Origin of the sequence: Nonomuraea sp. NPDC052129 (genome assembly GCF_040680095.1) — a bacterium.
GTDB lineage: Bacteria > Actinomycetota > Actinomycetes > Streptosporangiales > Streptosporangiaceae > Nonomuraea.
This window is the reverse complement of the sequence record NZ_JBFAVX010000028.1, coordinates 37,177-58,252: the sequence shown is the minus strand read 5'-3', so window position 1 is coordinate 58,252 and position 21,076 is coordinate 37,177. Positions and strand designations below refer to the sequence as shown.

The 21,076-nt window shown below is 66.6% G+C and carries 11 protein-coding genes; 5 read left to right on the top strand and 6 right to left on the bottom strand.

Translation table 11 applies throughout. The features are described 5' to 3' along the window. Nucleotides 1–3: 3 nt before the first annotated feature. On the bottom strand, nucleotides 4–633 hold the full coding sequence (locus AB0L53_RS42180; RefSeq protein WP_364006997.1) for a PadR family transcriptional regulator: 630 nt from the start codon (nucleotides 631–633) through the stop codon (nucleotides 4–6). A gap of 66 nt (nucleotides 634–699) precedes the next feature. Between AB0L53_RS42180 and AB0L53_RS42175 the strand changes: the two genes are divergently transcribed. Then, nucleotides 700–1,902, top strand: coding sequence for an NAD(P)/FAD-dependent oxidoreductase (locus AB0L53_RS42175; protein WP_364006994.1), 1,203 nt, complete (start codon nucleotides 700–702; stop codon nucleotides 1,900–1,902). Nucleotides 1,903–2,070: 168 nt separating this feature from the next. Here AB0L53_RS42175 and AB0L53_RS42170 read toward each other — a convergent pair whose 3' ends face one another. Genes AB0L53_RS42170 through AB0L53_RS42160 form a run of 3 tightly spaced genes read right to left on the bottom strand, consistent with a single transcriptional unit; the run spans nucleotide 2,071 to nucleotide 6,414 of the window. Beyond that, nucleotides 2,071–3,993 carry a hypothetical protein gene (locus AB0L53_RS42170; RefSeq protein WP_364006992.1) on the bottom strand — a complete coding sequence of 641 codons (1,923 nt, stop codon included), beginning with the start codon at nucleotides 3,991–3,993 and terminating at the stop codon, nucleotides 2,071–2,073. Continuing rightward, complete coding sequence (locus AB0L53_RS42165) at nucleotides 3,981–4,982, bottom strand: hypothetical protein (RefSeq protein ID WP_364006989.1); 1,002 nt, start codon at nucleotides 4,980–4,982, stop codon at nucleotides 3,981–3,983. The genes AB0L53_RS42170 and AB0L53_RS42165 overlap by 13 nt, the downstream gene beginning before the upstream one ends. Further along, nucleotides 4,969–6,414, bottom strand: a complete 1,446-nt coding sequence (locus tag AB0L53_RS42160) for a hypothetical protein (protein ID WP_364006986.1) — start codon at nucleotides 6,412–6,414, stop codon at nucleotides 4,969–4,971. Before AB0L53_RS42160 ends, AB0L53_RS42165 begins: the two co-directional genes overlap by 14 nt. 287 nt (nucleotides 6,415–6,701) lie before the next feature. Between AB0L53_RS42160 and AB0L53_RS42155 the strand changes: the two genes are divergently transcribed. The 4 genes from AB0L53_RS42155 (at nucleotide 6,702) to AB0L53_RS42140 (ending at nucleotide 11,352) form a co-directional block, all read left to right on the top strand. Then, nucleotides 6,702–8,033: a DUF4407 domain-containing protein gene (locus AB0L53_RS42155; protein WP_364006983.1), complete on the top strand. Its 1,332-nt coding sequence runs from the start codon at nucleotides 6,702–6,704 to the stop codon at nucleotides 8,031–8,033. Next, nucleotides 8,023–9,525 carry a serine/threonine-protein kinase gene (locus tag AB0L53_RS42150; protein ID WP_364006980.1) on the top strand — a complete coding sequence of 501 codons (1,503 nt, stop codon included), beginning with the start codon at nucleotides 8,023–8,025 and terminating at the stop codon, nucleotides 9,523–9,525. Before AB0L53_RS42155 ends, AB0L53_RS42150 begins: the two co-directional genes overlap by 11 nt. Before the next feature lie 190 nt (nucleotides 9,526–9,715). Continuing rightward, nucleotides 9,716–10,129 carry an RNA-binding S4 domain-containing protein gene (locus AB0L53_RS42145; protein ID WP_364006978.1) on the top strand — a complete coding sequence of 138 codons (414 nt, stop codon included), beginning with the start codon at nucleotides 9,716–9,718 and terminating at the stop codon, nucleotides 10,127–10,129. A 719-nt stretch (nucleotides 10,130–10,848) separates the two neighbouring features. After that, nucleotides 10,849–11,352: an alpha-L-arabinofuranosidase C-terminal domain-containing protein gene (locus AB0L53_RS42140; RefSeq protein ID WP_364006975.1), complete on the top strand. Its 504-nt coding sequence runs from the start codon at nucleotides 10,849–10,851 to the stop codon at nucleotides 11,350–11,352. 179 nt (nucleotides 11,353–11,531) lie between these two features. Here AB0L53_RS42140 and AB0L53_RS42135 read toward each other — a convergent pair whose 3' ends face one another. Together AB0L53_RS42135 and AB0L53_RS42130 are read right to left on the bottom strand one after the other, a co-directional pair. Beyond that, nucleotides 11,532–11,987 (bottom strand): hypothetical protein, encoded by a 456-nt coding sequence (locus AB0L53_RS42135; RefSeq protein ID WP_364006972.1) that lies wholly within the window; start codon nucleotides 11,985–11,987, stop codon nucleotides 11,532–11,534. A gap of 111 nt (nucleotides 11,988–12,098) precedes the next feature. Then, nucleotides 12,099–20,441 (bottom strand): DNRLRE domain-containing protein, encoded by an 8,343-nt coding sequence (locus AB0L53_RS42130; RefSeq protein ID WP_364006969.1) that lies wholly within the window; start codon nucleotides 20,439–20,441, stop codon nucleotides 12,099–12,101. Between the last annotated feature and the right edge of the window lie 635 nt (nucleotides 20,442–21,076).

Below are 21,076 nucleotides of genomic sequence, written 5' to 3'. Positions count from 1 at the left end.
CACCTATTGCGGGTCGGCTTGCGGACCGGCTTGGGGATCGGCTTGCGGATCGGCGAAGTCGGCCGGGGACCAGGTCAGCCGGCCGGAGCGGAAGTCGTCGATCAGGGCGGTCAGCCAGCGATTCTCGGCTACGGCCACCGCGTGCAGGTATTCGAGTTCGAGCAGGCCGGCCCGGTGCAGACCCCCCTCAGCCTGACCGGTCAGCGCGGTCTGCAGTTCCGCCACCGACGCCGTGACGGCCGTCCGCCGGCGCTCCAGTAGGTCGGGGATCTCCTCGGGCGAAAGCAGCAGCAGGTGGGACAGCGCCGCCGGAAACTGCGGGAACTCCCGTTTCGGAACCGTGAGCAGGTCCACCAGCCATTCACGGGCGGCCTCCCGGCCCGCGTCGGTGACCTCATAGACGGTCCGCTCGGGGTAGGCGTGGTCCCGTTCGGTGTCCAGCACCGCCACCAGGCCGGCCTCCGCGAGCCGGTCGATCGTCCGGTAGAGGCTCGTCCGCTGCTCGACGTTGACGACCAGATCCTTCCCCCAGTCCTTGATCAGCCGCTGGATCCCGTACGGATGCAGGGGCTTGTAGTGCAACAGCGCCAGGACGGTGAGGGCCAGCGGCGAACCCCGGAACGCAGTACTCATGTCACCGACACTACTCCGAAAGGTACTAGTTGACGAGATACTAGTTGCAATGCAACTATCGCAGCCATGCAGCAGAACACCGTGAAGTCAGCACTCGTCATCGGCGACGGGATCGCCGGGCCGGTCACCGCGATGGCCCTGCAGAAGGCGGGCATCGACGCCGCCGTCTACGAGGCGTACGAGAAGACCGCCGACGGGGTCGGCGGTGGCATGAGCCTCGCCCCCAACGGAGTCGACGCGCTGGACGCGATCGACTGCGCCGACCTGATCCGGCCGCTCGGCGCGCCGATGACCGGCATCGTGCTCCAGGACTGGAAGGGCCGTCCGCTCGCCGAGTTCGGCAACCCACCCGGGATCCGGCCGATGCAGTTCGTCTGGCGCGCCGAGCTCTACCGGGTGCTGCACGACGAGGCCGCGCGGCGCGGCGTCAGAACCGAGCACGGCAAGGGCCTCGTCCGGGCCGAGGAGACCGCCGGCGGGGTGACCGCGCACTTCGCGGACGGCACCCAGGCCACCGCCGACATCCTCATCGGCTGCGACGGCATCCGCTCAACCGTCCGCTCCCTCATCGACCCGGCAGCCCCAGGACCGCAGTACGCAGGCCTGATCAGCTTCGGCGCCCGCGTCCGGACCCCGGGGATCCCCTCGACGGAGGGCAAGATGCCGATGACCTTCGGCAAGAAGGCGTTCTTCGGCTACCAGGTCTTCGGCGCGGACGACGCCGTCTGGTTCGTGAACCTCCCACACCCAGAACCGATGACCGCCGCCGAGGTCCAGGCGACCACGGCCGCCGAGTGGCTGCCGATCCTGGCGGAGAAGTTCGCCGCCGACGGCACCCCGGCGCGAGACCTGATCGAGCGGACCGACCCGTCGGACGTGGTGATCGTCGGGCCGATGGAGAACATGCCACCCACCACCGTCACGTGGAGCCGAGGCCGAATCGTGCTGGTCGGCGACGCGGTGCACGCGCCGTCGTCCAGTTCGGGGCAGGGCGCGTCCCTGTCGATCGAGAGCGCGATCCAGCTCGCCCGCTGCCTACGCGACCTCCCCTACGCCGAGGCGTTCGCCGCCTATGAGGCCGAGCGCCGCCCCCGGGTCGAGCGGGTCATCAAGGAGACGACCCGCAAGAACGCCAGCAAGGCGGCGGGGCCGGTCGGCCGCGTCGTCAATGCCTACGCGATCCGGATCTTCGGCAAGCTGGGCAAGCCCGAGAAGATGACCTGGATCTTCGACTACCGGATCGACTGGGACGCAAGGGTGACCGGATGATCGCAAAGGCTCATCATGGACAGCCGAAGGTCCTGCTTGGCGCGGTTGGGCGAACGGGAGGACTTCCAGGGCGCCGCGTACGCTACGGCACGCGATGATTCCTACCGTCAGCGCGCCAACGCGGCACGGTGGACTGCTGGACGGCCGCTCACCTGCGCTGACACTGGGTCAAAGCCATAGCCGCAGCGCGATGGCCGCGACGACGATGATGATGATCGATGTGCCGATGAGGACTTTCCCGAGGGTGGAAGCCGGTTTCAGCCTTCTCAGGCTGGGACCTCGGCGCCACCACGTCCTCCGGCCATGGTCCTCATCCTCGGGGGCGGTCATCCGGTCGAGGCCGGCCTTGATGCTGTTGACGACGGGCGTTCCGGTCAGGCCGAATCTGCGCACCGCGCCGCCTGCCAGGGAGTACAGCAGGGTCGAGGCCGTTCCGGGCGCGCTCAGGGCCACGATCGCGAGCAGGAAGGTCTGGGGAGGGCGGTCCAGGTCCACGAGGATCTCTTCGATGTCCGCTGAGGAGAGCTGACGGCGATGGCTCACCTGGAGCACGTTCTGGTAGTAGAGGACGCTCTCCTCGGCGGCGCAGATGGAGCTGATCGCGTCGATGAGGTAGCGGTGTCGCATCAGCGCGTATTTGACGGCCTCCATGGCCCGTGGATCAGTGGGCAGGGCACGGCGGTCCGCCTCAGATATGACGATGTCCAGCACCTTGCGGTTGCGGGACTGGACGGCGACGTGGAACAACTCGTCCTCCAACATGCCGTCGAGGATCTTGAGAAGGTGCTCGGGGCCCTGCAGGCTCGCGATGAGCAACCTTCCCGAGGGAGAGCTCCGCGGGAGGAGCCGGCTCATCGCAGCGAGCAGCGCCGGCGGGAGGCCGGGCGCCGCCCGGCGCTGGCCACCCAGATCGACCAGCATCTCCTCGACGTCGGCCGCGTGCATCGGCGATGCGTACAGCAGTCGTAGCAGGGCCTCAAAGAAGGTCTGCAGGACAACCGAATCGGCCAGACTTTGGGGCGGATGGATGGGGTTCGCCCTGATGAACACGCGGTAGGTCTTGCGGTCCTTGTCCGGCACACGTTCGCGAGCCCGCTGCGCCAGCTGCGTGTTGAGGACACCGAGCCGCTGCGCCTCGGAGTTCGCGATGCTCTCACGGCACTGGTGCAGCAGCTGCTCCACCGAGGGCTTCGGGGAGCCTGCGACGGCGGTGCGCTGCTCGCCGGGGCCCGTACTGGTTCGGATCAGCCTGAACGCCGCGGCGCGGTGGGACACGTCGTCGAAGTCGCGCGGTTCTGCCAAGGTGGTGAGCCACCTCATCAGCTCGTGAAGGTCAGCACCCTGATAGCGCTCCAGTTCCTTCTCGTACAACAGAGCCTGGGGCGGATACGCCTCTGGTGGGTCATCGTCCTCCCAGGGCAGCTCCCACACCCCGTGGGTGGGCGGCACCTCGGCGAAGGAGAGGCGGATCCGGTGCCGGGAGGCGCTGTTGGTCCAGGTGGAGGCCGCCAGCGAGGGGCGGAACCCGTACGGAAGCAGCGCTGCCACGGAGTCCAGGAAGTCCAGCCGCCGATCCAGAGGCAGGTGGCCGGCCCCCACCACGCAGACCGGCCGCCCGGTGAGCAGCAGCGCCGCCGCCCGCCGTGCCGTGCCGTGCACCTCGCCGGCGAGACGACGCTCGTCGTACCCCGAAGGGGAGAGCTGGAAGGGCGCGTCGCCGGAGAAACTCTCCTTCGTCAGCGCCTCGTACAGGGCACGGTACGACAGCCTGGTCGACTCGGAGGCGATGTCCGCCCAGCGTACGCAGGCGTAGTACGTCATCGCGTACGGGCGTTGGAAGCCGTCCTGGGATTCCGGCTCGGTCTGCAGGGACAACCCCAGCCAGGGCTCTTTGTCAGGGCCGACGGCGAAGTAGTTGGTCGCCACCCGAGGGAGGGCCTTGGGCTCCATGGTGCCGGAGGTGAACGCCTTGAGCCACATGCCGAACTCAGCGCTGGTGATCGCGCCCGAGCTGCAGCCGATCACACCGTAGTCGTCCAGGCTCTCCGGCGTCTTACCGAGGATCGCCCAGTGGGCGGTCAGCCATCCCATCGCCGGCTCCTCATCGCGCCTGGGCGGATCATGCGGCCGAGCCAGATCACGGGCTCCATGACATTCAGGGGGCGGACGGCCCCCCGGATCGTCAGCCCGCCGTTCGCGTTGTCGATGACGTTCAGGAAGTCGTCCGGGTCGAAACGGCCGAGATCCTCATCGATGAACAGGCCCACCGACGAAGTCACGAAGTACTTGATGCGATCCTGATGGAAGAACGCCTCTATCAGGTCGAGGATCATCTCCGCGTTGTGGTCGTGGGTCTCCCGGCACAGCACCCGGAAGAAATCGGGGACCCGGTCCTCGGGCACACGGGGGATTCGCAGCTCATCGCCGGGATCTCGTTCCGAGAACCCCTCTTCCATCGCGATTCGCAACACCTTCGGGTCGTCGTACTTGGTGATGCAGACCGCGATGTAGTGGGGCAGTTTGCCGTCTTCGAACTCGTCGCCGACGAGCATCCGCCCGGCGACCTCGTGCAGTGCGGCGTCCAGATGTTTGAAGGCGTCGCCCACCCGGGCCTCACGGTCGGGGTCGAACATGTAGATCAGCCCGCGGCTCTTGACCAGGCTGTCGACCAGGGTTTTTTTGTCGATATTGGACTCGGACTCGGCGAACAGGTCCCCGCGCAGGTCCAGGAAGTCGAGCTTGAACTTCGGCGCCTTCGCCACGCGCGTCGCCCACGGCCACCACCATCGTCTGCGCGCCGCCGCCGCCGGGCCGATGATCAACCAGCTGTAGTGGGTGAGTGCCTCGGTCGGGGCCGGGAACGTGCGCGCCTGCAGCAGCGTGTTGCGCAGCTTCGCCAGTTCGGTCCGGGACACCGGGTTCTCCCCGATGAGCCTCCAGCCCGCGTCGCGGGCCTTGTTCAGCGCGATGCTCAGCGCCGCCAGGAAGGCGGTCTTGCCGCTGCCCGAAGCCCCCCACATCGCGATGTCGGGCTCGCGATCGCGCTCGGGATCGCCGGGGGCGGAGTCAGTGTCGACCACCGATGTCCTCATTCTGGGAGACGAAATTCTGGGAGACGAAGGGAAGGGAAAGCGCGGCGGACGATCCCACCAGGCCGAGCCGGATCACGAGTTCTTCCGCGTTCACCGCGTCCACCTGGAACAGCGCGGCCGAGCCGAGCCGATGCCAGGGGGACGAGGGGGAGGCGGGCGGACTGTCGCAGATGGCCGCGCTCCTCAAATCGTGGCGCTGTTCCATGTCGCGCAGCAGCGCCAGCCAGTCGTGCCGCGCGGGGCAGGCGGGTACGCGGTCGAGGCCGGACCGCGGGGGATGCGGAGGCCGCGCCCCGATGGTGAGCAGCGCCGTCCGCGTGTTGCCCGGCTGCGGGAGCAGCCGGTCGCTCACCTCCGCGAGCACGTCCTCGAGCCGGGCGGCGTTCGGGTACGTCGGCGCGGTGGGTTGCAGGGACTCCAGGGCGGCTCGTGCTTGCGCCGTGGAGCCGGACCAGACGGCCAAGGCCGGTCGAGTTCGGTCTGCGTGCCTGGTGCCGAACACGTGGGTGCCGTATCCCACGACGGACACCTGGAGGTGCTGGGGGCCGAGACGGTGCTCGGTGAGAAGGTCGATGACGTAGCCGGCCCAGTGGCAGCGATCCTCGAACTCCTTCAGCGTTCCCGCCGTCTCTATGGCGCACACCAGGTGCGCGGGCCGGGGCACGGGCGGCAGCAGTGTCGGCAGCGTGGCCACCACTTCCGTCCACGGACGCGTGTCCGGCTGAAGACCAGGGACCTCGGGGAAGCGGACGACGCCGGGCCGCTCCAACACCGCCCGCAGCCGATGTGGTCCGGGCGAGAGCGGCGCGTGGTCGACCGACACCAGGTCCGAAGGCTGGAGCAGGCCTGACCAGGCGGAGACCGCGAGCAGCACGCCGCCCGCGTCGGTGCACGTAATGGTCATATGGGCGTCGTCCCCGGGCTTCGCTCCGGAGCCGAAGAGCCGCCGTCCCACCAGTTCGAGCCTGCCGTCGTCCACGCGTTCCCGGGCCACGATCAGGTCGTACGCATGACGCAGGGGTGCACCGACGATCAGCTCCGGGAGCAGCTCCCCGAGTTTGACCCCGGCCACTTCGACGACCTGAGCCGATGGGCGCCACTGTCGCAGCGCGCGCAGCGCCGCCTCCTGCTCGTGCCCGTCGGCGCAACACACCACCATCAGCGGGTCCTCCTCGTCGTCGGAGATCAGATCTCCGGCGATCCGGAGCACCGCGTCGAAGACCTCATCGCCGGAGGCGGTCAAGGTGGACCACTTGGCGGAGGCTCTGCGCGTGTGGAACGGCGTGCCGACCTCGTCGACGCGGACTTCGAAGATCCGTATTCCGGCGGCGCCGATCTCCACGACGGCCAGCCGCTCCCTGAACGAGACGATCAGATCGGCGAGATCGCCACGCAACCCGCCCTCTGCGAAATGGTGCAAAGATTTCCCCGCCCGTTTCGAACCTTTATTCGATGAGTCCTTATGGCATCATTAATGGAACTTATGGCTATAAGAGTGGATCGCCAATCTTTGTCCGTTCTATGGCGATTTGTAACCGTTGGTCGCCCTTGGGAAAGCCGTCCGTGGCGGGCCGTTGGACGTAACCTCCGCGAGTTGACATCTATCCTCTTGTGATAAATCAAGATTGCCGGTTGTTTATGGTAGTCAGTGGATTACTCACGGGGTAGGGCGTACGGCGTCCTGTCCCCTCCCCCCCGGAGCCGCGCGTGGTCGGTAGATGGCTGATTGTCTTGTCGGGTGCCCGTCCGGATGTGCTGGAGCGGTGCAAGGGGGAGCGCGCCAGGTTTCACGGCCTGGGCGGCGCCATACTGACCACGGCCTGCGTCGCCGCCATCTCCATGACGTTCGCGCTCGCCTCGGCACTCAAGCTGTTCGCGCCGCTCGCCGTCCTGATCGGCATCGTCTGGGGTGTGGCGATTCTGAGCCTGGACCGGTGGCTCGTCACATCCCTGCCGGCACAAGGTGGACGGCGCTTGTGGCTCGCCCTGCCCCGGGTGCTCCTCGCGTTGCTGCTGGGCGCCGTCATCTCCACGCCGTTGGTCCTGCAGATCTTCAAGCCCGAGATCGATGCCGAGATCGTCGACATTCAGCAGGAGAAAGCCGACGCGTTCACCAGCGCGCAGCAGAGCGGCGAGACCGGCCGGCGCGTAGCCGAACTGAAGAAGTCCGCGGCGGCTCTGCAAGCTGTGATCGCCTCCCGCGGGGAGGTCACGCTCGATCCGGCGGCCGATCCGCGGATCCGGGAACTGCGTAAGTCGCACGACCAGGCTGTGAAGCAGCGGGACAAGTTCTACCAGGAATGGCAGTGCCAGCTGTACGTCGGGCCGCCCAAATGCGCAAAGAAGGGGTCCGGGCCTCTTGCGGAGGCGGCGGAGAAGGCGTACAGAACCGCCGACGACCGGGTAAAGGACATCGACCGGCAGATGGCGCTGCGCAGGAAACAACTCGGCGATAGCCAGGAGGCCGGCAAGGCGAGCAGGCTGGCCCAGGCGGAGCAGGATCTGCGCGGCGTACAGACGGAGCTGGGCAAACTGACCAAGCAGCAGGGAGGGCTCAGGGACGGCTTCGCCGCCGAGATCCAGGGATCCGACGGCCTGATGCTGCGACTGGAGGCACTCGGCAGGGTGTCGCGGGACAACGCGACCCTCAACATGGCCCGGACCTTGCTGTTCCTGTTCATCCTGCTCATCGAGTGTCTGCCGGTCCTCGTCAAGCTGATGCAGCGGCCTGGTAATTACGACATGATCCTGGCCGCGTTGGAGAAGCGGGAGGTCAACGTGGCCATCGACCAGATCTACGAGGCAGACCGGCCACGTCGCGCTTCTTGGCGGGACGGCACGACCCGGCCGTACGTCGCGGACGAACCTCGTACCGGAGTCTTCTACGAACCCGGCATCCCGTATTCACCCCCGTCGGCGGAGCACCCTGAGGACAGGAGCTTCGAGGACGAGGCACTTCGCAACCTCCGAGACAACCGCGCCTCTCGGGCAGGCGACGGCCCGCGGACCGAGTACGCCGGACTGAACGATGATTGGTGAGCGCGTCGCCGGTCGGTTCGTCATCGAGGCGCGACTGGGCAGCGGCGGCATGGGACGGGTCTGGCGCGGCCGGGACGGCAAGCTCGACCGCGTGGTGGCGCTCAAGCAGGTACGCGCGGACGTCGGGCGCCTGCCAGAGCTGAAGGCGCGGGCAGAACAGGAGGCACAGGCGCTGGCCCGGATCGACCACCCGGGCATCGTCCGGGTCCATGACGTGCTCGACGCCCCTGACGGCCCATGGATCGTGATGGACTACGTGCCAGGCACCGTGCTCGGCGCGCTGATCGAGAAGAGACCCCTGTCCGAGCGCGACGTGGTGCGGATCGGTGCCCAGGCGCTCGCCGCGCTCGCGGCCGCGCATGCGGTCGGGGTGCTCCACCGCGACGTGAAGCCGGACAACATCCTGATCACCGCTTCCGGCGAGGTCGTCCTGGTGGACTTCGGGATCGCCGCCATCGAGGGCCACGAGCGCATCACCACGCTCGGTCACGTGATCGGCACCCCGGACTTCATAGCCCCTGAGCGGCTACGAGGTATCCCGATAGACGGAGCGGCCGATCTGTGGTCGCTCGGCGCCACCCTCTACACGGCCCTGGAGGGACGTCCACCCTTCCACCGGAGCACTGAGGAAGCCACCAAGTTCGCGATCATCGCTCTCCCCCCGGACCCCATGACCCGGGCGGGCGAACTCAAGTCGACGATCAACCGCCTGCTGGTCAAGAGCCCGGCCAACAGGATGACGGCCGATGAACTGGCGCGGCGACTGCAACAGGTCCCCAGGGGCGATCCCGGGACAGGGCCGCGGCGGACGCGGCAAGACTCCGCCACTCGACCACGTCCGCCTCACCGGGCGAACGGACCCGGAGCGAACGGAGCCATCCCCGGACGGAACGGCGGTATCCCCGGACGGAGTGGCGGCCGAGGTGGAAACGGCGCGGGAACGGGTGGTGACGGGGCGACGCAACGAGTGCGTCGGACGCTCGCCGGTGCCGGCGCCGCGGAAAGAGGCTCGATGGTCCTCGCGCTGCCCGCCGCCGAGGCGGCGGTCCTCCTCGCCCAGCAGTGGCAGCTGTTCACGACCGCCGCGGTGGAGGAGCTGTGCCGCCAGGCGACGAAGAGCGCGAAGATCCTGCAAATGTTGCTCCCGCACCGCGTCGGCTGGCTGCTGGACCAGGTACGAGACCCGAACCTGGTGGCCGGGGTCGTACTGGCGATGGAGCCCCACCACCGCGGACGCATGCTCGGTCACATGCACGATCGGCACTCCGCGGCGGCCCTCGAAGCGATGGCTGTCATCGACACCCGGCAGGCCGGTCTCGTCGTCGCCGCGATGCCGGAGGGCCCGGCTGGTCAGGCGTTGAGCCGCCTTCCATCCGCCACGATCGCCGGGTTGCTCGTGCATTGCCCGCCTCCCTGCCGCGACCGCCTGCTGCCCTTGCTGCCGTCCGCGACCCGTGAGGACGTTGCGCGGAGGCTCGCCGCCAAGGGATAGCCGCTGTCCGTGGCCGCGCTCGTCGAGGGTGGTCCTTATCAACCGCAAATCCGCGCGTCGACACCAAGCTTCTGGCCATGTCCTTCTGGACATGGCCAGAAGGACATGGCCAGCAGTACCGGCGGGCGCCTGCCCTTGGTCAGGCGAGGTTTGGATGCTGGCGACGCGATGGTCTCAGTACAGTGTGGGAGTGGCAGGTGAGCAGCTGAGTGCTCGGGCGGACAGCTGGATCTGGTCGGTGCGACTGACCAGAACCCGATCGATCGCGTCCGACGCCTGCCGCGGCGGTCACGTCCGGGTCAACGGAGTACGGGTCAAGCCCGCGCACGTCGTCCGGGTCGGCGACGAGGTCCGACTGCGGCACGAGGGCCACGAACGCATAGTGGTCGTCTCCCGGATCATCACCAAGCGCGTCGGCGCCCCCGTGGCCGCCGAATGCTACATCGACAAAAGCCCTCCGCCCCCTCCGCGCGAAGAGATCGTCACAGTGGCCGTACGAGCCCGTGGCGCGGGCCGTCCCACCAAACGCGAACGCCGCAGCATCGACAAGCTACTCAGACGCCCGACGGCAGAGGGGCGGAGCACCGGGCCCGACCCGGACTGAGCGGGCATGCCGCAGCGAGCAGGTGAGTACGGTACCGGTCCGGGACCAGAGCCGAAGCGTTCTCATGTTGTAAGACCGTGAGCTGGGCGTGTGTGATCCGCAGCCTGCCTGGAGGGGCAGGGTGCGCATGTCGTCGCCGACACCGGCCAGCCCATACGCGCACGCGACCTGCGCCAGGCCCTGGACCTGCCCAGCGCGCGAACGAACACCGAGAACATCCGCGCCAAGCTCAACCGCCTGGTCAGCCGCGACCTCCTCATCGAGGCCAAGCCGGGATCGTTCACCCAGCCCCGTCCATAGCTCAGACCTTGATTCACGCGACGGCGGTTCCTCCTCCACCGGATCCGCGCCGATACCTGTGACGCCCTGCTGCGTAGGGCTCGGTCCACTCGTTACCTTCTGGCGCCCGCGCCCGTCATACGAGCGACGGCCGTGTACGCCCTCGGCCGTCTGACCAACAACGAGGCTGGCTACGCCTGCTCACCCTGCATGATCAGCCCGGCATGGAGCGCGCCGAGCCGGGCAGCATGCGCTACCGGCTCTACCACCTGCCCGCCCGCCTGACCGCCCACGCCCGGCGCCGTCACCTGCGAATCGAGCGCACATGGCCCTGAGCCTAGACATTCGTCCTGGCCTGGAAGCGCCTCACCCAGCTATCGGCCCTTGCCTGAGCGCCGGCCCTCGCCACAACGATCAGGAAGGAGCCCAGTTCCGGGCCCGTGGAACCCGGCGCCTCCGCAGCGTCATGCAATGGCCTATCCCAACCGCACCGGGGGCATACGGGCAGACCGCGGAGCCCGCTCGCGATCATCGCGCCGATCAGGACCGAGCCCGGCGGTCCGGCCTGGCGTCAGACGATCTTCCACCCGTTCGCGCTGACGGCCCGGCACGCGCGCGGCACCGTGCTGCGGGTGGAGCCGTCCGGGCCGCTCCTGGTGACCGAGCGGTACGGCGAGGCGCCCGCGCTGTCGGCGGTGGCCACCGTCGAGGGGTCCCAGGTGGCGCTGTTCGCCGTCAACCGGTCGCCCGACCAGGATCTCGACCTCTCCGTCCGGCTCCGGGCGGCGGTCAGGCCGGTGTCGGTCTCGGTGATCGCCGCCGGGGACGACCCGCACCGGGTGGAGGCCCTTCCGGGGCCGCTGGCCGTACAGGCTGACGGTGACCGGCTGACGGCGCGGTTGCCCGCCGCCTCGTGGACGGTGATCCTTGCGGAGTATTTGTAGACCGGGGGCATAACCGGGCCAAGCGACAGGAGACCCGGGATGCTCCGTCGAAGGCCGCGGTCCAGCGCGCGCTGGAGCGCGGCCTCGACAACGTCCGGGTCGAGGACGTAGCGGAGGCGGCAGGGATACCTTGCCCCATGTCCTTCTGGTCCGCCGGGACCAAGGTCGCCGGCCATGAATCAATGCGGAGTGACAGAGGGCATATGTGACAGCAGGTCGAGCACAGCGGCCTCTCCTTGGCTCTCCGCCCATCCGCGCAAGAAAGAAATAGTTAGCTGATACTTCTGCATGACTTCGGACAAGGCCACTTTCCCCCGAATCCAAGCGACACCTTCATCGGAATCCCGGTCACATACGGCCACCACGCCGATTTTCAATGACGTGGAGTCCAAGCGATTTTCTGGGATGAACTTCAAATAATATGGCCCGTCAAAGAAATAAACTTCACCGACTTCGCCTCGACGAACAGCTTGAATGGCGGTCCCCAGAGAGCCGAGTACCGAGATCGGTGAATCAGTCCAGCGAGCGCCCGGAAAGTCGACTCCGTCGATCACCGCCCATATCTGCCCTGCGACGAAAAGCGGGCTTCGTGAGCGTACTTCGAGTTCTTCGACTGGCATGATCAGCTCGAACAAGCAAGCCTCTTTCTCTGGACTTTCACACGTCACGCCGAATATACCAGGTGTGTGCGTGAATCAGAACCTCACGCACACACCTCGCGTCAGCGTTTCGCTACGCGCTCTACACTACCTGGCAGGCCAAGGACCGAGAGGGTAAATGGAGCGCATCTCTCCCCCTCCTCTGGGAATTTGGAACTGAACGCGGACTCCCTGCACGACAGCCCGGCCCTGAATCATTCCCGTGACGGAGTCGTATCCCACGACCTCCGGATTGTTGGCCAGCGCTTGGCGCCCGATCGCATCGAGTTGCCCATTGGTCATATCCTCAGGCCAGAGGTCCTTATTCAATGTGACGCCGCTCCCCTTGGGGAAGTGGTTGTTTCGGACATGGGCGTAGTCCAGCCCTTCATAGGAGCGCGACAGCCTGATTCCTTTGAGATCCTTCGCGCCACGCTTCATGATCGACTGCATACCGTCACCGGCATCGGCGAGCAGGAACGCGTCGACGCCTCTCCCTGTTTTCAAGAGAGGTTTCAAGACCTTCGACAAGCCGAGGGTCACCCAGTTTGAAGCAGCCCAAGCGCACGCAGCGACATCACCGCGAGAGCACTCTACGTAGTCATCGACGGCCAGCGACCATGCCAAATCCCAGAGGGCACGCTTCCCGCCGCGCTCATCGCCAGCGTAGTAGTCAGGAGTGACCGCAAAGGGAGTGAAAGGATCGTACCCCTTCCGCGTGTGCTTCCCGGTGTTGGGGTCATACCCGTTTTCTGCCATCCACTTCTGCATGTCCCGCTTGGCAAAGTTTGCAAGCATCCTTTCGTGCCCGGAGCGGTTTTCGGCGTTTGCCTTGTCTATCGCGGCCTGGGATGTGGGGCAGGTGCTTTGGCAGTGGCCGGGGCGCGGTTCATGGCCGTCGAGTTCGATGTTGTTGATGGGGTTGCCGCCGGTGAAGGCGTAGCGGTTGCTGGTCCAGGGGTCGGTGCCGAGGGAGAGGTCGTCGAGGGCGCCGTTGTAGCTGTCGAGGTTGAGGAAGCGGTTGAGGCCGGGGTTGTAGTTACGGAACCCCATGTCGTACATGCCGGTGGAGTTGTCCCAGCGCTTGCTGTTGAAGCGGTAGGGGTTGTACTCCTCCTTGGCCGTGGGGTCGACCGGATCCGGCTTGTCGATGCCGGTGAAGAGTTTGTCGTCGTTCTTGCCGTAGGCGGTGTAGCCGTAGGTGGCGCGGGTGTCGCCGGTCTCGCTGGTGATCTGTTCGACGTCGGTGTGCGGGTTGTAGCCGTAGTAGGAGGATTCCTCGCGGCCGTCGTCGGCGACCTTCACCTGGGAGAGGCGTTCGCCCCACGGGCTGTACTGGAAGGACTTGGTGAGTTTGCCGGCCACCTCTTCGTCCAGGACCTCGCCGGAGAGGCCGAGGTAGGAGTAGGTGGTGGTTTTGGCGTTGGCGGTGCCTTCCTTTTCGGTCTTGGTGGTGGTGCGGTCGAGCGGGTCGTAGGTGTAGGTGGTAACCGTGTTGGTGGTGCCGTCGGAGCCGAGCTTTTCGTGCTTGGTGACGTGGTCGAAGCCGTCGTAGGTGTACTTCTCCCAGGTCTTGCCGCCGCCTTGGATGGTGCGCAGCCGCCCGTACGGGTCGTAGGTGTACGTCGACGTCTGGCCGCCTGTGATCGAGGTCAGGAGGCGGTTGCGGTCGTAGGTGAAGGTGGTCTTCTTACCGAGGACCTCTTCTTCCCAGACGTTGCTGTTGGGGTCATGGGAGTAGGTTTCGGTTTCGGCCGCGCCGCCGCCGGTCGGGGTTTTGACGGTTTTGGCGATGCGGTCGCGGGGGTCGTAGGTGTAGGTGTAGTCGTTCTCGAGGTAGGCGCCGGGGCTGTCGGCGTTCTGGATTTTGGCGGTGTCGCGGGCGCGTTGCAGGTTGCCCTGGTAGCCGAGGGTGTGTTCGGCGACGAGTGTGGCGTTGGGCTTCTTTTCGATGGAGTGGCGCAGGACGCCGGACAGGAAGTAGTCGTAGTCGACCGTGTTGCCGTTGGCCTTGGTTTCCTTCAGGCGTTCGGCGCGGGGGGTGTAGGTGTAGCGGGTGGTCTTCGGCGCGGTGTCGGTGGCCGACTTCTTGTTGACGACCTCTTCAACCAGGTCACGGGTGTCGTAGCCGTAGGTGGCCAGTGTTTTGTCGTGCGTACGCTCCACCACCGCGCTGTTCTCGTTATAGCGGTAGGTCGTGGTGTTCTTCAGGACGCTGTTGAGCTTTTCCTGGATCTGGTCGATCTGGTTGAGCCCGGTGTAGCCGATCTCCCACCGGTCGATTTTGGCGGTCGGGGACTTGTCCTCGAGCAGGGTGAGGTTGGCGTTGGGGTCGTAGGTGTAGGTGAAGTCCTTTTTCTCGGTGTCGGTGTCGCCGGTGTTGTCGCGCACCAGTTTGACGGCGTCGGCGGCGACGGTGCCGTTGGCGTCATCGCTCAACGTGACCGAGTGAGCGGTGCCGGCGGTGAAGGTGTAGGTGCCCAGGTCGACCCAGGTGCCGCTGTCCTTGGTCTGGTCGAGCGTGACCGTGTCCTGGCTGCCCTGGTGCTTGACCGTGTACTTGGCGTTGGTGGCCGTCGCGCCGGAGGGGTACTGGACCTGCACCTTGTAGGTGCCGTCGGTGGGGGTGGTCAGGTTCCACGTGAAGGAGGACTGGCCGGTGCCCGAGGGGGCGGTGGCGTAGTCGTAGCCGACGAATCCGGTGGCGGGCTCGGCTTGGGGTCCGACGATGTTGGAAGCGGATGTGCCGCCCGTACCGAGGGTCCAGGTGCCGGTGGTGGTGACCTGGCCGGTGTCGGAGTTGTCCCCCATGACGACGTCGAGCCCGAGAGGGACGCCGTCGTCAGAGTGGGTCTTGAGCTTGCCGTCGGGATAGTACGACCAGTCCAAAGCCCGCTGCGACGAGCCGCCCGCGGACGTGACGGTGCGGTTGGTCTGCAGGCCCAGGTCGTTGTAGTCGTAGGTGGTCTTGATGTCCCATGGGTCGTTGGTGGTCTTGGACCAGCCGTTGTCCCAGTAGGTCATCGTGGTGATGTTGCGGATGGTCTGACCGTGTGAGGGCGGGGCCGAGATCTCCTTCAGCCGGGAGACCGCGTCGTAGGCGTACAGGACGCTGTCGGGCTTGTTGTAGACCGGGTCCTGTCGGTCGAACGGGAAGATCTCCTCGGCGGGCCGGTTCAGTTTGTCGTACTTGGTCTCGGCGACGAAGTCGCCCAGGTCGCCGCCGCGCTCCACGCCGCGCGGGGTGATGGTCTTGGTCTTGTTGCCGACCTGGTCGTAGGCGAACTGGATGGTGACGTACTTGATGACGCCGTCGGTTTCGGAGTGCGGGACGCGCGTTTCGATGACGTCGCCGCGCTTGTTGTAGCCGGTGAGGGACTTGTTACCCTCCTGGTCGGTTGCACTGACGACCAGCCCGTCGAGGTCGTAGTCGGTCTTGGCGATGTATCCGGCGGCGTCGGTGACGGTTTTGACCTGATGATTGAGGTCGTAGCCATAGATCGCCGTGTAGTCGCCGCCGTCCGGGGTGGCGTTCTTGCGCGGGTCGATGACCACCTTGGTGTTGCCGACGTTGTCGTAGCTGTAGGTGATCTTGTGCTGTTCGGCGTTCAGGACGTCGGTCAGTTGGTAGATCTGGTCGTAAACGTAGGTGGTGGTGTAGTCGGCGGGATCAGCCGGAGTGAGGTTGCCCTTCGGCTCGGTCTGGGTCTTCAGGTTGCCGGCCAGGTCCCAGGTGAAGGACGCCTTGCGCTCCTCACCGGTCGGGGTGTCCTTCGGCAGGTTGGATTCGAGGAGTTGGTCGGCCTTGTCGTATGCCGCGGTGGCGACGGCGCCGTTGGGGGCGGTCGTCTTGGTGATGTTGTCGTTGGGGTCGTAGATCGGCGCCGGGGTGGTGATGAACTTGCCGTCGTCCTGATCCTTGGGGACCTTCGACTCCAGCGGCCGCTTGAAGACGTCGTACGTCTGCGTGGCCTGCTTACCCAGCGCGTCGGTGACCGTCAGGACGTTGCCGCGCACGTCGTAGGTGGTGGCGGTGACCTTGTCGTACGCGTCGGTGATCTTCTCCGGGTAGCCGGAGGGGTGGTAGTCGCTGAAGCCGGTGGGGTTGCCGTTGGCGTCCGTGCTCTTGGTCAGCTGGCCAAGCGGGTCGTAGTCGTAGGAGGTGGTGTAGTCGCCGGCCGTCGCGGACTCGACACCGAGGGGGTCGGTGACCGTCTTGAGGTTGCCGTTGGCGTCGTAGCCGAACTGCCACTTACGGCCCTCAGGTGAGGTCTTCTCGATCAGGTCGGCAACGTAGCCGTTCAGGAACGACTGGTAGGCCAGGGTGGTCGGGTTGGTGTCGTTGACGTTGGCCTCAGCGTCACGCAGCTCCAGCGGGTAGCCGGTTTTCTGATCGAAGCTCCAGGTCGCGTACGCGCCGTTGTCCTCGGTCAGCTTGGTGACGTTGTGGTCGGGATCCCACTCCAGCGCCGTGGTCTCGTCCTTGGCGTTGGTGATCGATTCGGTGCGGCCGTAGGCGTCGAGCACGTACTTGGTGGCGTGCTGGAGCGGGTCGGTGACGGTGGCGTGGATCATGCCGCCCTGCGGCCCGTCCGGGTCGACGTAGTCGAACTTGGTGACGCCGTCGAGCCGGTCGGTGAGGGTCTCGACCTTCCACTTGTCCTTGGGGTCGACCGGCGCCTCGTAGTACTTCAGCGAGGTGGTGTTGCCGCGCGGATCCTTGACGTTGACGAGCTTGACGTTCTTGGTGCCCTGGGTGGCGTCGTAGGTGAACCGGAACGTCTTCGCGCCGTCGTCGCCCGCACCATCGACCATCCTGGCCATCAGGCCCTTGTCGGTGTAGGCGAAGGTCACCTTGCGGCCGGCGATGTCGGTGATCGACTCGACGTTGTCGATGATGTGCGGGTTGGTCAGCTTGGTGTCGTCGACGTCTTGGCCCGCGTCGTTGACGTAGGTGTAGTCCTGGCCCTTCTGGTAGTAGGTCAGGGCGAGCGTCTTACGGCCGGCCGCGTCGGTGATGTGCTGCAGGAACTTGGTCGGCTTGTTGTTGGAACGGCGCCGTTCGTAGGTGAACGACATGGTGTTGCCGTTCTTGTCGACGATCGCCGATTGGAAGCCCTCTTCGTCGAAGAAGAACTGGGTGCGGTCCGGCTTGGTGAACACCCAGCGCCGCTGCTCGGCCAGCTCCCGCTGCTCCTGCGGGAAGGAGTTCGGATCGACCTGCTGCAGGTACAGGTGTACGCCGCGTGGGTGGGTGTAGTCGCAGGTGGTGTAGTCGCAGTCGCGCCGGTCCAGGCCGTGGGTGTCCAGTGTCCACACGTGTGTGGTGCCGTCACCGTCGGTCAATCGGACCTGATCGGGCCATTCCTGGCCGGGCGGGTGGAAGTACAGCTGGGAGCCGAGTTTCGCCAGCGTGGAGGTCTGCAGCGACCAGCCGTAGCCGAGCGATGCGCTGCTGGTGTCGAGGCTGTTGTAGGTCATCCGGACGAACGTCTGCGCGCCACGGGAGGGGTTGGAGAAAGCGTTGTAGTTCCACACCACGTTTCCGGCGTACGGGTTGACCAGCGCGGTCGCGCCAGCGCCGGTGTTCTTGCCGGTGAACTGGTAGAACTTCTCCAACCCGAGCAGGTCGGACGTCGGCGAGTCGATGCGGATCTGCTGCGGCAGCTGCGGCAACTGGTGCGAGGCCGACTTCCAGTTGTTGGTGAGCTTGTCCTGGACGTCCCATACCAGTTGCAGGCCCTCGGCCAGGTTGGTGCCGCCACCGCTCACCGTCGGCGCCTTGACGTTCGCCTGGACGGCCACCCTCTCGCCCGGAGCGAGGTCGTTCGGCAGCGGGGTCTTGAGCTGGTTGTCCGGGGTGGAAATGTCGGTGCCGTCGGGCAACTTCCAGTGGTAACTCACCGCGGTCGAGGCGGCGGGCCAGGTCTCAGTGGTGGTGTTGGTAACTACCACGGTGATCTGCCGGGTGGCGCCGGAATCCAGCCGCTCGGGGGTGCCCGGCACGTAGAAGGCGGACGCGCCTGTGCTCTTCTCCGCGTACGTCACCCGCAGGCTCGGGCGCAGCACCGGCTCATCGGCCTCCGAGGCCAGGAACGAGGCCGACTGCTTGGCGGTGCCCGCCTCATTGGCGACCTTGACCAGCAGCCCCTTGTTGGTGGCCGGATCGGCGACCCACGCCTTGGCCGCGTCGGTGACCGTCCAGGTGCGCCAGCCGGGCGCGGTCGTCACACCCGTCACCGACCCGAGCGCGGTGGCGTCGAAGTCCCCGCCCGCGCTGCTCCATGGGCTGTTCCAGGTGGCTGCTTCGTCGAAGCCGGTGGTGAGCTTGTGCGCGGTGAAGCTTGCGCCCGTCCCGGTGGAGGTGGCTCCCCACAGCGACAGTGTCGTCTGGCTGATCTGCGCATCGGCCGGGATCTCGGCGGCGAAATCGCCGAAGGTCACCACCGCGCGGGTGTTGCCGAGCGCGGTTGCGGTGTTGCCGACCTGCAGCCGCTTCTGCCCGCCCACCTGGTCGTGGCCGGTCGACGGCTCGCCGGAGGCGAGCGTGGTGTCCGCCGTCCCGTACAAGGTCTTGGCGATCTGCCCCGGCCGGGGCAGGGTCACCGTCATCTCCTGCGACGGGGAGCGACGGCCGTCCTTCAGCACCGCCTCGACCCAGTACGTCGCCTGGTGGATGTAGGCGGGGTCGGCCACCGCCTCCGGCTCGCCGCCGCTGGCGGTGTCCACGTACGAGGTGACATCCGTCGGCAGCGTGGTGATCAGCGTGTCGTAGCCGGCGGTGAACCCGCCGCCGGTCTGGCAACCCGACGGGCACGTGCGGTGCAGCTCGTAACCGGCCAGATCATCGGACTCGTCGCCCGGCGTGGGATCGGCGTAGGCCGTCCACGACAGCGACGCCCCCACCGAGGTGGCCGTGGTCACCGGCTTGAGCGTCACGCTCGGCACACCCCAGGTGACCAGCAGCCGCGGGTGGTTGGCCGTCTCACCGAACTGGCCGTCGCCGCCGTAGAGGTTCTCGCTCGCCTCGTACACCGGCCCGCCGACCTTGCCGGTCGTACCCTCATCGGCCGCCTTGAGCATGAACCCGGGGGTGTCGCCGTCGGAGTTCATCCACCTGTCGACCACGCTGGTGACGTTGAAGGAGTGCCAGCGCGACAGTTCACCGGGATTGCGCGTCACGGTCGCCGCCGGCGTCGCGGCCACGGCCGGCTGGTTGTTCCAGTTCACCAGCCCGGACTGCCAGTCACCGGTGATCTCCCGCGCCTCCACCGTGACCGGACCGGCCTCACCGAGCGCCTGGTCGAAGTACGTCTCCAGGCGGGCGTCGTCGATCCTGGTGCCGATCAGCAGATCGGAGGGCATGTTGAAGTGCAGCAGCGCCCGGTTGGTCGCACCCGAACTCGTCTTGCCCACCGGCAACTGCCAGGCGGCGTCGAAGTTCGTGGTCTTCTTGCTGGAATCGACGTAGGCGTCCCACGACTCCGGCGTGATCCGCACCGTCGGGTCGATCACCACGGGCCACTTCCGCTCCGCCGCGCCCAGCCACACCGCGTCCGGCTTGAGGGTGATGGTCGCCTCGGCGCCGTGCTGCTCCACGCTCTGGGTCACCGCGTCGGAATGGCGCTTGCCGTACGGCGAGGCCGGATCCGCCTGCGCGTCGATCATGAACGGCTTCGGGATGGTGAACGCCGCGGTGCCGTCCTCCCCGACGAAGGAGATCGAGCCGTCCTGGTTCTGCCGCGCCTGCACCCCGCCGGTCTTGACGGTGAACGCGAACGACGCATCGGCCGCCGGCGCCTTGGTCAGCACCAGGTACTCCTTCACCCCCTCAGAGGTGATCTTGTAAACCACATCGACGCCGTCCCACACGCCCGTGTAGGTGACCGTGGAGCCCTCGACCTTCGCCGACACCGGCCGCGCATCGCCCGCCACGCCGAAGGTGACCTGCCGCCCATCCAGCTTGATCTTGACCAGCCGGTCGGAGCTGTCACCGAATCGCGTGGAGAACCCGGCCTTGTCGTTGCCGTGCGGGAACCCGTCCTCCGACGCGTCCTCCACGCGCGTGTCGACTGGCTGCCACTTGCCGTCGCCGTCGAGGAAGTTGGTTGGCTGCGACGACACCTCGGCCTGCAGTCGGCCGTCCTCGAGCTCGAACACCGTCGCGAACCGCGACCGCTTGCCCGCGACCTCCTTGACCCGCTTGCCCGGCGGCTGCGCCACCGGCCGGCCTGTCCGGCCGTCGGCGCTGCGGCCAGGCAAGGTGATCTCGCCCTTCCCCGGACGTACCTCACCTTTCGGATCCTCGGCGAACCAACCGGCCACCGCATCACTCAGCCACGACGTGAACCGGCTGAGCACATGCGGTTCGCCAGCCACGGACGATGCCTGGGCCAGAGCCGACGACGGCGGCGCCAGCGAGGCCACCAACGCCATCGTGAGGACGACCACGACGGCACGCCGTAACCGGGCGCGACCACGAGGACGACTCGACCTGGGCACACGAGGCCGCTGGGGAGGCGATAACGACACAAGTACTCCACTCACGCAGGAAGCCAGCGCATAAGGCCGACATAAAGGCCATAAGCGCAAAACATCCGAATCAGGCCATAAAGCGACACGAACCGTCAAGATTCGCGCACAGTGACATATGGAGCCGAGAGCACCTCGAGCTCCACACGGCCACAGAGGCCTCCTGCAGGGAAGATCGATCCAGTCCACGTAAGAGCTGACCGTTCGTCAACGTGACTGTCCGTAAAGAGCGCAGGTCGCCACGAACAGACCACATCGCCGCGATGATCACATTCACAGCAAACCCTCAGGAAACGCTCATACCGGCATACATCTGGATGACAGCCTCACTAGCTGCAGAAATATATGAAACGAGTGTCCAGCTCACCTTTTGCGGCGAAACCACACCTTCCCGAGCAGGGCCCATCTGCCATCTCGGGCGACCGTTGTCCGACCAGCATCCCCACGCCCAGTGGCTGGCCGACCCCGCCGTTGGCATCGCCCACCGACACGACGCGTGGCCGTGGCGAAAACAGCTCACAGCCAGGTGGCCAAACGAGATCTCTGGCTCTTCT

Excerpts from the sequence above, each read along its gene's own strand:
- AB0L53_RS42150 (WP_364006980.1), top strand. The coding sequence starts at position 8,023 with ATGATTGGTGAGCGCGTCGCCGGTCGGTTCGTCATCGAGGCGCGACTG.
- AB0L53_RS42170 (WP_364006992.1), bottom strand. The coding sequence starts at position 3,993 with ATGGGATGGCTGACCGCCCACTGGGCGATCCTCGGTAAGACGCCGGAG.
- AB0L53_RS42175 (WP_364006994.1), top strand. The coding sequence starts at position 700 with ATGCAGCAGAACACCGTGAAGTCAGCACTCGTCATCGGCGACGGGATC.
- AB0L53_RS42180 (WP_364006997.1), bottom strand. The coding sequence starts at position 633 with ATGAGTACTGCGTTCCGGGGTTCGCCGCTGGCCCTCACCGTCCTGGCG.